This is a genomic window from Flavobacterium hauense, from assembly GCF_054457175.1.
This window is the reverse complement of sequence record NZ_JBTKVX010000013.1, coordinates 59,378-73,733: the sequence shown is the minus strand read 5'-3', so window position 1 is coordinate 73,733 and position 14,356 is coordinate 59,378. Positions and strand designations below refer to the sequence as shown.

Sequence of the window (14,356 nt, the reverse complement as noted above, 5' to 3'; positions counted from 1 at the left end):
GTTTTTTAAGTTAAAATTTAAGTTAAAAAGCTAAATACGCTCTAAATAGAGTTGTATTTAGCTTTTTTTGTTATAAAAATTAAAAAATCATAATTTTTTGTAAAATAATGTATTTAATTCTTAATTTTCTAAAAATTATCTTAACCTAAATTTAACTACATGTTTAAAAAATTACTTAATGGTTATTCCTGCTTATTGGCGGTCCTGTCGGTCACGGCGGTCACGGCTCAGGAGTACCAGCAAATGCCCATTTTGTCGGGTCTTAACGCCGACGTTATTGCAAATGGCGTGGGGCCAGCCCAAGCTTCAACGAGCATTGATATTGATGGCGTAAGCTTTAATTATGTATCAACAGACTATAAGCTTACAAGTACCAGTACAGCCCTTACTTATGGGGTACCTGCTAATGGCCTTATAAATTCTGCCGTTACAAGCGGATTAAGCTATCAATTAGCTCCTTTGTCAGGAAATAACTCATTGCGACTGGCTACAGCTACAACAACAACCGGAACTATTACTTTTGCAACTCCTATACCGGTTGTTACATTATATATGCTTGGTGTTACAGGCAGTGGCTCTGGAACAGTTAATGCTATTGTAAACTTTACCGATGGTACTAACCAGCCTTTTAGTAATTTAGTTGTTTCCGATTGGTTTGGAGGCACAAATGCTGCAATACAAGGGATTGGACGAATCGGGAGGTTTAATGATGTTCTTGAACCGAATTCCACAAATCCAAGGATGTACCAGATCACGATGACATTATTAGCTGCTAACCAACCTAAACTTGTCCAAAGCGTACAGATAACTAAAACGCCATCTACTGGAATTGAGGCAGTAAACATCTTCGCTTTCTCTGCTGACAGGTATGTGAGCTGTAAATCACCACTTAATATTACAGCAGTGTCAACTATGGCAGGTGGAAACTTTAGCTGGACAGCTCCTACACCGGCACCGGCATCAGGTTATGAGTATTATATAACATCTTCTGCAACACCTCCAACTGAGACTACTACTCCTACAGGTACTGTTGCTGCGGGTACAACTACTCTTTCTTTAACAAATCTTGTTGCAGGACAGTCCTATTATTTTTGGCTAAGGACAAATTGTGGTGGAACGGATAAGGGGCTTTGGAAAATGAAAGCCTTTACGGCAGGACAGATAAGCACTACTTTTACTACTGGTGACATATCTACATCTTATGATACGGCACCTACGGCAACTTCGGCTACAACATGTCCTGGTACATTATCAGTTACTGTACCACCGGGATATAAAATTGCTTCTGTTGCAACGAACTATACCATGACAGCAGCCAGTACAGGCCAGCAGTCTCAACAGCGCTCTCTTTTGTATTGTACTACTAACAGTCTTGGCGAAGCGGCTGTAACCGCTGGGCCTGCTGTAAATTCAACGGGAGTTGCTACATACAACCGTTCTGGTTTAACATTTGCCAATAACCTTACCGGTACAGTTAATTTTGAACTTAGAGCATGGAGAACAACCGGTGCAACACCTGTATGTGCAACAAACCTTAATAAGGTAACGAACAATAGCTGGACCGTAACTGTTACTTATGAATTAGGGACATGTACTACTCCGGCAGCTCCTACAGTGAATAACCAGTCACTATGTCCGGGCTCAACAGTTGCCGATTTACAGTACAACGGTATAACAGGTGCTATTTATAAATGGTATGATGCGCCAACAGCAGGAAATTTATTACCGACGAGTACGGTTCTTGCTAATGGTAACTATTATGTTACTCAAACTATAGGTACTTGCGAAAGCCCAAGATCAGCTGCTCTTACAGTTACACTAGCTCCAACACCTTTACCTACAGCAGTTCCTCAAACATTCTGTAATGGGGCTATGGTTTCAGGCCTGGCTACTACCAGCGGTGTAAACATTAAATGGTATGCTGCTGCAACTGGCGGTACTCCGCTTGCGCCAACTGTACTTTTAGTACACGGCGATTATTTTGTAACTCAAACAGTAAGTGGTTGCGAAAGTGCAAGGGCTACTGTAGCTATAACAGTAAATACAACACCTCCTCCTGTAACACCAACAGTACAAACTTTTTGTGCAGGATCTAACAGTACTGTGGCTAACCTTCAGGCTACCGCAGTAACAGGAGCGACAATAAAATGGTACAATTCAAATACTTCAACAACACAATTGCTTTCAACTGCGCCTTTAGGGACAGGTCTTTATTATGTATCGCAGGTATTAGGCGTTTGTGAAGGAGTAAGAGTAGAGGTACAGGTTGCAGTGGCTACAATTGTACCACCAACTATTGATACTAATCCAATGGAATTATGTACGGGTGCTACTGTTGCTGACTTACATGCCAGCGGAAGTGATCTGGCTACATTTAAATGGTTTGCTACTCAAGACAGTACTACACCACTAACACCTGAAATTCCTGTGGTTGCAGGTACTTATTATGTGACTCAGACTATATCTTCATGTGAAAGCGGTAAAGCAGCTGTGCAGGTTACTTTGCTGGATGTAGCTGCACCAGAAGTAGCTGATCAGCAATTATGTGCAGGTTCTACTGTTGCTAATCTTCAAGCTACCGCTATTGCCGGTGGAACTATAAAATGGTATGACTCGGAAACAAGTGGAACAGCTCTTTTGGCGTCTGCGGTTTTGGTTTCAGGTACCTACTATGCTTCTCAAAAAGTAAATGACTGTGAAAGTGACAGAGATACTGTTGTTGTTACGGTTAATGAAACCCTAAATGCCCCTGTTATATCAAATCAGGCTATTTGTACAGGCTCACAACTTTCTGATATACCTGTAGAGGCAGTTGAAGGAGCAACTTTAAGATGGTATGCTAACAACGGAACTGCAACACAGCTTCCACCTACTACTGCTGCAGTTTCAGGGACTACATATTTTGTATCACAGGTATTGGGTACTTGTGAAAGTGCAAGAACATCTGTTACTGTTACCTTTACATTTATTGAAGCTCCAACAACTCAAAGCTTAACAGTTTGCCAGGGCACAACCTTTGCAGAGCTTGAAGCAACAGGTGTAGAAGGTGCTTCATTTAATTGGTATGCTACTATGAACGATACAACTCCGCTTGCGAGTACAACGGTAGTAACAGCCGGAACTTTTTATCTGTCTCAGATTGTCAATGGTTGTGAAAGTGTAATGGCTCCAGTAGCTGTTTCGCTTATCATTACAGCTGCGCCGGCTCCAATTGCTCAGCAATTATTCTGTGGTAGCGCAATTGTATCTGACCTGAATGCAGGTGCAACAGAAACGTATCAGGTGAACTGGTATTCTCCTTCGGGCAGTCTTATGGGTGAAGGCGATGCATTAATTACAGGAAATTATACCGTTTCACAAACTGCAAATGGCTGTGAAAGCCAGGCTAAGCCGGTTTCTGTAATTGTTACTACGCAACCGGATGAGCCTGTGGGTGAAGCAGAACAGGATTTTACAGCAGGAGAAACTGTTGCAGATCTTGAGCTTGAATTCTTTACAGGAGTAACTGTAAGCTGGTATTTCCTTAATGAGGATGCTTGGGTTAGTATCCCTGAAAGTACACCGCTGATTGATGGTGGTGTATATGGAGTTAAGCAAAGTATAGGAGAATGCGAAAGCGATATCAAGTCTATTGCGGTAAACATTGTGTTGAGCAGAGAAGATTTTGAGCTTTCTAAAATTAAAATCTATCCTAACCCAACTACAGATGTACTTAACTTAGATGCTAAAGACGCACTATCTCAAATTGTTATTATCAACCTTCTTGGGCAGCGTGTTTTAGAAAAACAAGTAAATGCAAACTCTGCACAAATCAGTATTGCTAACCTGCCTCAGGCTACTTATATACTTCAGGTATATGGAGCTAACGGTGGTACGGCAACTTTCAAAATTGTAAAACAGTAACAGAGTAATAGTTTTTAGTTCATAAGAGGGGTTCGGCTATTGGTTGCCGGCCCCTCTTTTTTATGAGCTATATTTGAATTCTGTTTTAGTATGATATTTGAAGAGAGACACCTATATGAAACAATTCCTTAAATATTTTCTTTTCTACTTAGTGATTTTTTGGCTTGTGCTGTACTTTCTGACAATAAAAGAAGGGATGGCTAACTATGGTATTACAAACTACTTTCAGGGTATTCCAAAAAGTTTTGAATATTATTTTATTTGGGTTCTTCCCTATTGGTGGTTGGTATTGATATTTGCTTCAGCGTTATCTGGAATTATTACGTTGCTAATTGTAAAATTGATGAGAAAATAAAGTGTAAAATAGCATAATAAAAAAGCCGACTGTATAGCCGGCTTTTTTTATGTATGAATTAGAAAATTATTCTTTTCCTTCCTGTTGCTGTTTTTTAAGCTCCCTGATTTGCTTAAGCTTGTCTTTCCACGTTTTAAGCTCCTCTTTATGGCGTTCAATACTTTTTTGGACTTCCTTTACAAAAGGATTATCGCCTTTGGCGTTAGAGATGAACTGGATATTGTTTTCCAACTGGAAAATTTCTCCCTGAACTTCGTCAATCTTACGCATAATGAAAAGCTGCTCGTTTTCCAGTCTTCGGGTGTCATCACCTCCAGAAAGCTGCTCTAAGCGATTGCTGAAGCGTACCATTTCCGTTTCTTTCTTAGACAGGCTAAGTTTGTCAAAAAGGGCATCAAGTATCTTGTTGAATTTACCTTCAATATGCCTTCTTGCCTGAGGTACACGGCCTAAACCTTTCCAGTTCTCAATATGTTTCTTGATTGCATCAAGGTCGGTTTTATGGTCTCCGGTAAGTGCAAATTCTTTAAGGTTGTCAAGGTATTCTTTTTTCTTTTCAAAAGCTTCAAGTTCGTCTTGGTTAGCCTCGTTGCGTTGTGCATGAAGCCTGTCGAAGTAGTGGTTGCATGCCGCCTTGAATTCTTTCCATACAGTATCAGAATATTTCCTTGGTACATGCCCAATGGTTTTCCATTCGTCCTGTATTTGTTTCATGATTACAGTAGTAGCTGCAAAATCTTCACTATCCTGTAGTGATTTTGCTTTTTCTACCAATGCCTGTTTTCTATTCAGGTTGTCCTGCTGGTCTTTTTTAATGTCTTTGTAAAAAGAGTTCTTTACTGTATTAAAGTTCCTTACAGCGCCTTTAAAAGTGGCCCAGGTGTCTTCGTTTACCTCTAAAGGAACTTTGCCGGCTTTAAAGAATTGATCTCTTAAAGCTTCGATACGGTCTATCTGACCCTGCCATGCATTATGTGCACTTATTTTTTCTTCAGATATAGCGTTTATCTGAGCAATGATCTCTTTCTTTTTAGCAAGGTTTTCTTCTTCAAGCTCCCTGCTTTTAGCTACAAGAGTTTCTCGTTTATCATGAAGCTGCTTTGTCAGCTCACTGAATCGGATCCAGATCTCTTCGCGGTGGTCTCTCGATACCGGCCCGATCTCTTCTTTCCATATCTTGTGAAGTGCCTGAAGCTCACGGAATGCTTTGTTGATGTCTTCTTCTTTTACAAGCTCTTCAACACGTGCTATGATTTTTTGCTTTTGCTCAAGATTATGTTTAAAGTCCATATCCCTGGCTTCCCTGTCAAGGTGCAGGTGGTCATAAAAACGCTCTATATGAAAGTGGAAGTTATTCCAAACGTGGTTGTATTTGTCTCTTGGAATAGGTCCTGCATTTTTCCAGCGCTCACGAAGATCGCTTACATGCTTAAGTGCATCTTTGATGTTTTCTCCGCCTTCGGCAACACTTTTTAGTTCTTCAATAATTGCCAGCCTGTTGTCAAGGTTTCCTTTAAGGTCTGTCTGTAATTTTTTGAAATGAACATTTTTCCTGTCCCTGTATTGGTTGTAAAGGGTGTCAAATTTTGTTTTAAGAGGGAAGTGGTATTCAAATTCAGAAGTGTCGCCATTGTTTTCGTGGCTGTACTCGTCTTTTTTCTCCTCTATAAAGTGATTGTATTTTGAATAGAATTCTTTTCTTATTTCTTCAATATGGTCTTTAACCGCCATTACTTTATCCATGGCTACTAACTTCTCAAGTTCAGCAGCAAGCTCATCCATAGATAGCTCTTCATAGTTTTTCATGGGAATGTCATGCCCTTCAAGATGTGAATCATCTTCACCTTCTTCGGCATTCCTTTCGGCTATCGACTCAACGGCAGACAGTTGTTTTTCTTCAGCAGGAATTTCAGCTGTCTCTGCTGCGATTTCATCGGCTTTACCGGCATCGGCAACTACTTCAGGAGTAATTGCTTCTGTTACTTCATCTTCAGGCTCATCGGCTACTTTTGCAGCCTCTAGCAGTTCTTTTGGTGCAAAAGGCAGTTGACCTTCAGTTTCATGTACAACCGGAATATCACGGTCTTCAACGTTTTCGTTCTCAGCGTTGTAATCGGTTTGTAAAGTACCGTTTACTTCGTTTAATTGCTCTCCATCTGCTTCTTGCAGGTTATCATTCTTTTCTTCTAACATCGTGAAAAATGCTTAAGTGATTAATTGCTTTAATGCCGAAAGATACTAAAGCCAGTTTGAAATTCAAAGAAAAACCTTAATTTCTGAATATTTCGATATTTTTTTTAAGTATAAGCAGTGATTTATTGAAAAAGCTGCATTATTTTTTATTCCAAAGCTTCCATGCCTTTTCTGCCTGGTGCACCAGCATCTGATATCCGTTCGACACAGCAGCGCCATTTTGAGCGGCACGTTTCATAAATTCTGTCTCTTCAGGATTGTATACAAGGTCAAATGCCAGGTGATTTTTGGTAAAAAAACTATAATCGATAGGCGGGCATTCTTTCATGTTCGGGAAAGTGCCCAGCGGCGTGGTATTGATGATTATTTGGTAGTCGTCAAACACTTCTTTGTTCAGATCTTCGTAAGCATAGATCACATCGGTTGCTATTCGCGAAACAAAATCGTATTCTATCTTCATTCTTCTAAGTGCATAGGCAATAGCTTTAGATGCGCCGCCTGTACCAAGTATCAGCGCTTTTTTATGATGCGGCATAAGTAGTGGTTCTAATGCCTTTCGAAAGCCATAATGGTCTGTATTATAGCCTTTAGTGCCTTTTTTTGAAATGATTATAGTGTTTACTGCCCCAATTATTGCTGCATTTTTAGAAACGCTATCAAGTAGTGGTAGTACTTCTTCCTTATAGGGTATGGTAACATTAAGGCCTTTCAGCCTCTTTGTGTTTTCTATTATTTCAGACAATTGTGATATGTGCTCAATATCAAAGTTGGTATAGGTGTAATTATCCAGTCCGGCTTTCTCAAACTTAGATGCGAAATAGCCGGCAGAGAAGGAGTAACTTATATTGCGGCCTACAAGGCCAAAACGTTTAGATTTCATTTAAATAATGATATGGTCGGTCATTTGTAAAAATAGAAAAACCTGATTAACCAACGGCTATAATCAGGTTACTTTTTTAAAAGAGTATGTGTTAAATGCTTATTGTCAGGGGGAGGTGAATTGGCGATTTTACAGCGATACCTTTTTTTGTGGCTGGTGTCCATTTTGGTGAGAGCTTCAGTGCTTTTAAGATTTCGTTGTTGAGATCAGGAAAATCGATATTACGCATAATTTTTGCATCAGATACGGTTCCGTCTTTCTCAACTTGCAGGGTTACGTAGATCCTGCTTTTTTTTACTTTGCCGTTTGCTTTAGTTTTATCCAGCTTTTTGTTAAGATAACTTTCAAATCCTTTTACGCCTCCATCCGGATATTGTGGATATACAATTGCGTCTTTATCCTGGTCGATGGTTGCATCGCATCCTTTTACGATTTGGTTTTCTTTTTTTGCCTGTGCGTTTACATTTATCGTAAACAACAGTAATATAATTAGATAAGTTGCTGCTTTCATAGTTGTAAAAATAAAAAAAACCTGATTAACTCAAGGTTATAATCAGGCTAATATTTTTATTTCTACAGGTATAATCTAATGCTGTTTTTCGTTTAAGGTATTCATGTCTTCTAAATTCACAATAAAAGGCAGCATGTAACTGGTTCTCACGGGTAGATTGTTTTGTTCACCGGGTTTCCATTTAGGAGATAACTTTAATACCCTTATTATTTCTTCACCAATACCATAACCGGGGTCCTTTACTAATTTTATAGTACTAAGGCTGCCATCTTTTTCGATTATAAAAGTTATATAGACCTTTATCTTTTCTAAGCCGTCTTCGGTAGTTGGTATATTGAATTTAGATCCAATAAATTTAGCAAAAGCAGTCATGCCTCCCGGAAATTCGGGTTTTATCTGAAGACCGGCAGTACTGTAAATATCATCGTTACCAGAAGCTTCAACATCTTTGTTGTCAGTGATTATAATGTTTGCTTTATTTTCTGATTTTTCTGTGGTCTGGGCATGGCTGTTCAGTGCAATAGCTAATACGGGTATAGTAAGGGTTAATTTCATGGGATAAAAATAAAAAAGCCTGACTATGTATATATAGTCAGGCTCATTATATTAAAGTAAAATTATTTATTTTTTTGCTCTTGCTTTTTAATCGCATCCTGCACAATGTCAGAATACCATATCGCAGGAAAATACTCCTCAATCAGCGTATGATGCTTAAAGCCTAATCTTAAGCCGTTGCTTAAATGGAATACCGCTTTGTCTTCTTCCTGCTGCATGAAATACAATGCTGCAAGGCGATATTCGATCTCATACTCTTCAGGAAAATACTCCGTCGCATCAAGCAAAGCTTTTATTGCAGTTTCATATTCGCCAAGTGTTACAAGCGTATCTGTCCAGAACAACCATGTGTCCAGCTGGTAATCGCCAAATTCTACGGCTTTGCGGTAACCCTCTTCAGCCTCTTCGTGAAAGCTCAGTGCTTTGTTGATGATAGCATAGCGTTTCCAGTACAGTTTATTCTCGTTGTCAATACCAATCGCCTTATTTACATAATAAAGGGCTTTTTGGTAGTTTTTACGACGAATGTAAAAATCGGTTATCGCTATCCATGCTTTGTCCAGCAACGGATCTTCGTGAACGGTCTTAAGGTAAAAGTTAAGTGCCTGCTCAAAATTGCCTAAACGCTCGTAGCATTTACCTACGCGCAATAGCGCAAAAGAGGTAGGGTCGTCCAGCTCCATGGTTGCATTATAGCCTTCGATAGCCTCTTCATAACGTTTCAGCTTTTCAAGGGTTTTTGCTTTTTCAAGGAAAGCTCCAAGGAAACTGTCGTCAATAAGAGTGGCATAGTCAAAAGCACGTAATGCTCCTTCATAATCTTTTATAGCATAATACTGACGGCCTAATTGATGCCATGCAACTTCACTGTACGGATTTTTGTCAATAAAGCCGTTCAGGAAATCTATAGCTTCAAGGTTCTGGTCAAGGAAGTCAAAACAATATACTACATTATATAGGGCAGAGTGGTCTTCGGTATCTTCTTCAAGGCATTTGATGAAGTTATCCCTTGCCAGCTCTAAATTATCCATAAAGAGGTATTCCATTCCAATAAGAGAATACACATCGGCAAAATCATCAGTATACTTTAGGGCAGTCTGCAAAAGCTCTACGGCTTTATCGTGCTGATCCCTTTTAGAATAAATGTTAGCTTTCTGGATGTATATTTCTTCGTTTGTAGGTTCAATAGCGTATAGGTCATTCAATAGTCTTTCGGCAATATCGAGCTTATCATCAAATACCAAAAGCTCAACCTGTACTAATTTTAAGCCTGTTGACCTGGGATGTTGTTCCAGGCCTAATTTTAAGGCCTTTTTAGCCAAATTGATTTTTCCGGTGTCGAGGTAATGAAGAATGATGTCTTCAAACTCTTCGGAGTCAAAGAAAAGAACCTTGTTGGTTTTCAACATCGATTCAAACTTTGATAAGGATAAACTGTAATCTTCTTCTTCGTGGCTCAAATTCATACTCCTATTGTTTAAAATTATCCTTATTAAAGTTACGAAATGTAAACCCCAAAAGGAAATAATTTATAATTCTTTTGAACAATTTAATTAACAAATTTTATTGTTAATTATTGTTTTGTTCGGCAAGAATCTCATTCATAACTTCAATAATAATGCCACATCCTTCTACAATCTCTTCTTCGGTAACCGTAAGGGGAGGAGTTATCCTGATTGCGCAGCCTTCAAACAGCAGCCAAAATAAAATAAGACCTTTTTCCTGGCAACGAAGTATCACTTTGTTAGTGATATCGGCGCTTTCGGTCATAGGGGCAAGCATCAGGCCTTCTCCGCGTATTTCTTTAATAAGCGGATGTACTAATAGTTTTCTGAATAGTTTTTCTTTTTCAAGCGCCTGCGCCATTATGTCAGTTTCGGTTAGTTCCTGTAAGGTTGCTAAACAGGCAGCAGCAATTACGGGGTGTCCACCAAAGGTGGTTATATGTCCCAGTTTCGGGTCATGGCTCAGCAGATCCATCATCTTTTCATTGGCAGTAAAGGCACCAACAGGCATTCCTCCGCCCATTCCTTTGCCCATTATAACTACGTCGGGAACAACATCATAGTTTTGGAAACCAAATAATTTGCCTGTACGGCCAAAACCCGGCTGTATTTCGTCAAGTATCATTATGGCGCCCACTTCGTCGCAACGTTGCCTTACTTTTTTCAGGAAGTCATTGTGAGGCTGTATAAAGCCTGCACCTCCCTGAATTGTCTCCAGGATAATACCGGCTGTTTTGGTCGTTATCTTTTCGAGGTCTTCTTCGTTGTTGAAAGTAATAAAGTCTACATCCGGTATTAGCGGACGGAATATCTGCTTGCGCTCTTCAAAGCCCATGACGCTCATGGAGCCCATGGTATTGCCGTGATAAGCATTAAAGCAAGAGATAAGCTGGCTGCGCCCAGTTACCCTACGGGCAAGTTTTAAAGCACCTTCAGTAGCTTCTGTACCTGAGTTGACCAGATAGGTCTTATTAAGTTGAGGAGGCATGTGCTCTGCTAATAGTCTGCATAATTCTACTGCAGGGTGCTGGGCATATTCGCCATAGACCATAACATGGCTGTATTTATTCAGCTGGTTTATGATATACTCATTTACCCTTGGGTGCTGATGTCCAAGCGTTGTAGCCGAAACACCTGCTACAAAGTCAAGATAAGCCTTGTTATTGGTGTCATATATATAAGAGCCCTTAGCGTGAGAAACTTCCATTCCTAGTGGATAGGGGGATGTTTGTGCCTGGTATTTTAAAAAGTCGTTAAGCATTGTGTGTGTATTCCATATTGAGATTTTCGATTTTGCTTCGCTCCAGATGGTACAGCTATTTCGTTAATCTCGATAGTATTATTTTTTTTGTTCAATAGGAGCCTCCGGTTTAGGCTTTGGCTGCGGATTGTTCTTATCGTATTCGAGCGTCTTCTTTAGCGGCTCCATAGGAGTGTCCTCCACTTTTTTATCAGAAGTGCTTTTGTTTACGATCTTATCATGCAGGTCTTTTTCTTCCTGCGGAAAAATATCATCCTTAGTAAGTATCATCTCATCGCCCCGCCATACAAATCCCCTGAATTTCCGGACACTTTCAGGAAACTCTGAATCAGGATATGTTTCGCTTTCAGTTTTTTGGTATAGCACAAATGTTGTGATCTTATTATCAACAATGTCCAGATGTATGCGGCTGCCTTTTCCTTTGTCGATGCCAAAGAGCTCCAATTTATCATACATATATACGATCTTTTCGGCATTGCCTATCAGGTCTACCTCATAGAGTTTGTTATCCCTGAATTTTCCGTACAAATTCTTTCCTTTTACCTGATTGTATCCGGTGCCAATGGTGTCTTTTTGTATAATAAATGCGTTGCCAAGTACTTTAAGGGAGTCTAACTGTTCAGTTTTACTGTTTGAAATAAGATGTATCCTGTCTCCGGTAAGCTGGCTGTCTCCATTCCATACTACCGGATTCTTTATCATCTGCGTAAGCCCTTTCTTTTCGTCAGAGTGAATGGAATCACATTTGCCGCTCATGTCAACTTTGTAAAAACGGGCATTGTTATAACCTCTCACAACCCTTTCGCCGGGTTTACCGGTCACAACCATAAATTTAGCATGGGTGTAAAGGGTGTCTTTTTCTACCAGCGTTTTCGCGACAGCATGTTTGGTCATAACCAGTGAATCTCCCAAGGGCTTTCGGTATATTTCGGCATAGTGGCCTTCCAGTATATACTTATTTACGGTGTCTTTTACACGTACATTGTTGGTACCCGATGAATAGTTTCTTTGTTTGTCATAATAGAGTTTATCTCCCCGAATGACCTGCGTGTCATGTTTTATGTAAGAGTTCGTGAGCAGTTCTGCCTGATTTTTCTTGGTGTCATAGAAACCCTTTTCAGTGTAGATGAAATCCTCCTTGCTGGTAATTGTCGACGGGCCAAATACATAGGAATGTCCCGAATTGGTGTAGTAATCCAAATGGTTAGACTTCAGTACATGTTTGGGATTAGTAAGCGTTACCGCTGTCCTGAATTCGTATTTTTTCTGTCCGGCTATATATCTTCCTGATTTGCTCTTGAGTGTATTTTCGCCATTTACAATTGTTCCGTAAGAGTTGTAATATGCCTGCTGGATGCTCCTGTCAAAATTAATGGTATCCGTTGTAAGCCTCATGTCAGGAGAGCGCATCAATACGTCTCCGGTAGCATAGGCAAACTTTTTATTACCGTTATATTCAGCATAGCGGCTGTCCATGAACAGGGTGTCGCCCTGATTCATCTTAACATCCCCAAAAAGCTTGATGTAGTTTTCTTTAGTGAAATGATATGCTTTGTGGCAGGTCATCCTGATCCCGTCGTGCAGCACCACTACATTTCCTGAAAGCACAATGGCTCCCGGAATCTCTGCCTGGTTCATTTCGCTGAAATCAACATGTTCTATGACAATCTGCTTCTGTGCCAGTATTGCAGGGCTATAAAGCGAGATAAAAGCAATAAATAAGAAAAGAAGCTTTTTCAAGTTTTAATAATTTGGAACAAATTTACATAAAAACAATCACAATAGGTGTGCCGTGTTTTTATTGTATGATTAAATTCAAGGCAAAAAAAAGCCGCTTTTAAAAAGCGGCTTCTGTATTATTTCATTATTGTCTGAGTCCTGTCCGGGCCTACAGATACAACTTTGATAGGCACTTCAAGTTCTTTTTCAATAAATTCGATATATTCTTTAAGCTCAGCAGGAAGCTGGTCATAGGTGGTCATACCTGTAAGGTCTGCAGCCCATCCTTTTTTCTCAACAAATATTGGAGTTACATTCTCCGGCTCAATGTTATAAGGAAGGTGCTTGATTTCCTGTCCTTTATATTTATAAGCTGTACATACTTTAAGGGTATCAAAACCTGAAAGTACGTCGCCTTTCATCATGTAAAGAGCGGTAACGCCATTTACCTGTACTGCATATTTAAGTGCTACAAGGTCTAACCATCCGCAACGTCTTGCGCGTCCTGTAACCGAACCGAATTCGTTACCCACGCGTGCCATAGTTTCTCCATCTTCATCAAACAGTTCAGTTGGGAAGGGCCCGCTACCCACACGTGTAGTGTACGCTTTGAAAATTCCGAATACATCTTTAACCCTGTTTGGTGCTATACCAAGACCTGTACAGGCTCCGGCAGCAGTAGTGTTAGATGAAGTAACGAATGGATATGTACCAAAATCGATATCAAGAAGCGATCCCTGAGCGCCTTCAGCAAGGATGGTTTTTCCTTCTTTCATGGCGTTGTTTAGGTATTCTTCGCTATCGATGAATGTTAGTTTCTTAAGTTCTTTTACCGCAGCAAAGAATTCAGCTTCAAGCTCAGCAAGGTCATATTCAAGCTCTACATTGTAGAAATCTATCATAGCCTGATGCTTGTCTGCAAGGTGGCGGTAAAGCTCTTCAAAATTAGGAAGTTCAATATCACCTACACGAAGACCATTCCTTCCGGTTTTGTCCATGTATGTAGGGCCGATACCTTTAAGGGTAGATCCAATCTTTGCTTTTCCTTTAGATGCTTCAGATGCAGCATCCAGAAGGCGGTGTGTAGGAAGGATAAGGTGTGCTTTTCTTGAAATAAAAAGGCGTGACTGGATGTCGATGTTGAATTTCTCAAGGCCTTCGATCTCCTTTTGGAAAACTACAGGATCCATAACCACACCGTTACCGATGATATTTACTGAGTTTTTGTGGAATATACCGGATGGTATAGTTCTTAAAACGTGTTTGATACCGTCAAACTCAAGAGTGTGGCCAGCATTTGGTCCACCCTGAAAACGGGCAATAATATCATATTTTGAGGTGAGTACGTCAACGATCTTTCCTTTGCCTTCGTCGCCCCACTGTAATCCAAGCAGCAAATCTACGGTCATTCCTTTAATTTGTTTGTTATTTTGAAATAATTGTTTTTCGGATATTTACTAAAAATAAAAACCAA

Annotated in this window: 9 protein-coding genes; 1 reads left to right on the top strand and 8 read right to left on the bottom strand. The window is 39.9% G+C overall.

The window, feature by feature from the left end; all coding sequences use genetic code 11:
* The first annotated feature begins 159 nt into the window (after window positions 1–159).
* Window positions 160–3,903, top strand: a complete 3,744-nt coding sequence (locus tag ACX0HA_RS11030; RefSeq protein WP_458845339.1) for an Ig-like domain-containing protein — start codon at window positions 160–162, stop codon at window positions 3,901–3,903.
* Window positions 3,904–4,324: 421 nt separating this feature from the next.
* Here ACX0HA_RS11030 and ACX0HA_RS11025 read toward each other — a convergent pair whose 3' ends face one another.
* The 8 genes from ACX0HA_RS11025 to ACX0HA_RS10990 all read right to left on the bottom strand — a co-directional run bounded on the left by ACX0HA_RS11025 (window position 4,325) and on the right by ACX0HA_RS10990 (window position 14,291).
* Window positions 4,325–6,451 (bottom strand): DUF349 domain-containing protein, encoded by a 2,127-nt coding sequence (locus ACX0HA_RS11025; RefSeq protein ID WP_458845338.1) that lies wholly within the window; start codon window positions 6,449–6,451, stop codon window positions 4,325–4,327.
* Between the two features lie 139 nt (window positions 6,452–6,590).
* Window positions 6,591–7,331: a shikimate dehydrogenase family protein gene (locus ACX0HA_RS11020; protein WP_458845337.1), complete on the bottom strand. Its 741-nt coding sequence runs from the start codon at window positions 7,329–7,331 to the stop codon at window positions 6,591–6,593.
* Between the two features lie 91 nt (window positions 7,332–7,422).
* Entirely contained in the window at window positions 7,423–7,842 is a 420-nt protein-coding gene (locus tag ACX0HA_RS11015) for an energy transducer TonB (protein ID WP_458845336.1), read from the bottom strand.
* 75 nt (window positions 7,843–7,917) lie between these two features.
* Window positions 7,918–8,397 carry an energy transducer TonB gene (locus ACX0HA_RS11010; RefSeq protein ID WP_458845335.1) on the bottom strand — a complete coding sequence of 160 codons (480 nt, stop codon included), beginning with the start codon at window positions 8,395–8,397 and terminating at the stop codon, window positions 7,918–7,920.
* Window positions 8,398–8,459: 62 nt separating this feature from the next.
* Window positions 8,460–9,863, bottom strand: a complete 1,404-nt coding sequence (locus tag ACX0HA_RS11005) for a tetratricopeptide repeat protein (protein WP_458845334.1) — start codon at window positions 9,861–9,863, stop codon at window positions 8,460–8,462.
* Window positions 9,864–9,966: 103 nt separating this feature from the next.
* On the bottom strand, window positions 9,967–11,163 hold the full coding sequence (locus ACX0HA_RS11000) for an aspartate aminotransferase family protein (protein ID WP_458845333.1): 1,197 nt from the start codon (window positions 11,161–11,163) through the stop codon (window positions 9,967–9,969).
* Between the two features lie 78 nt (window positions 11,164–11,241).
* A complete protein-coding gene (locus ACX0HA_RS10995; RefSeq protein WP_458845332.1) occupies window positions 11,242–12,903 on the bottom strand; it encodes an OstA-like protein in 1,662 nt (553 codons plus the stop codon).
* A 116-nt stretch (window positions 12,904–13,019) separates the two neighbouring features.
* Window positions 13,020–14,291, bottom strand: a complete 1,272-nt coding sequence (locus tag ACX0HA_RS10990; protein ID WP_458845331.1) for an adenylosuccinate synthase — start codon at window positions 14,289–14,291, stop codon at window positions 13,020–13,022.
* Between the last annotated feature and the right edge of the window lie 65 nt (window positions 14,292–14,356).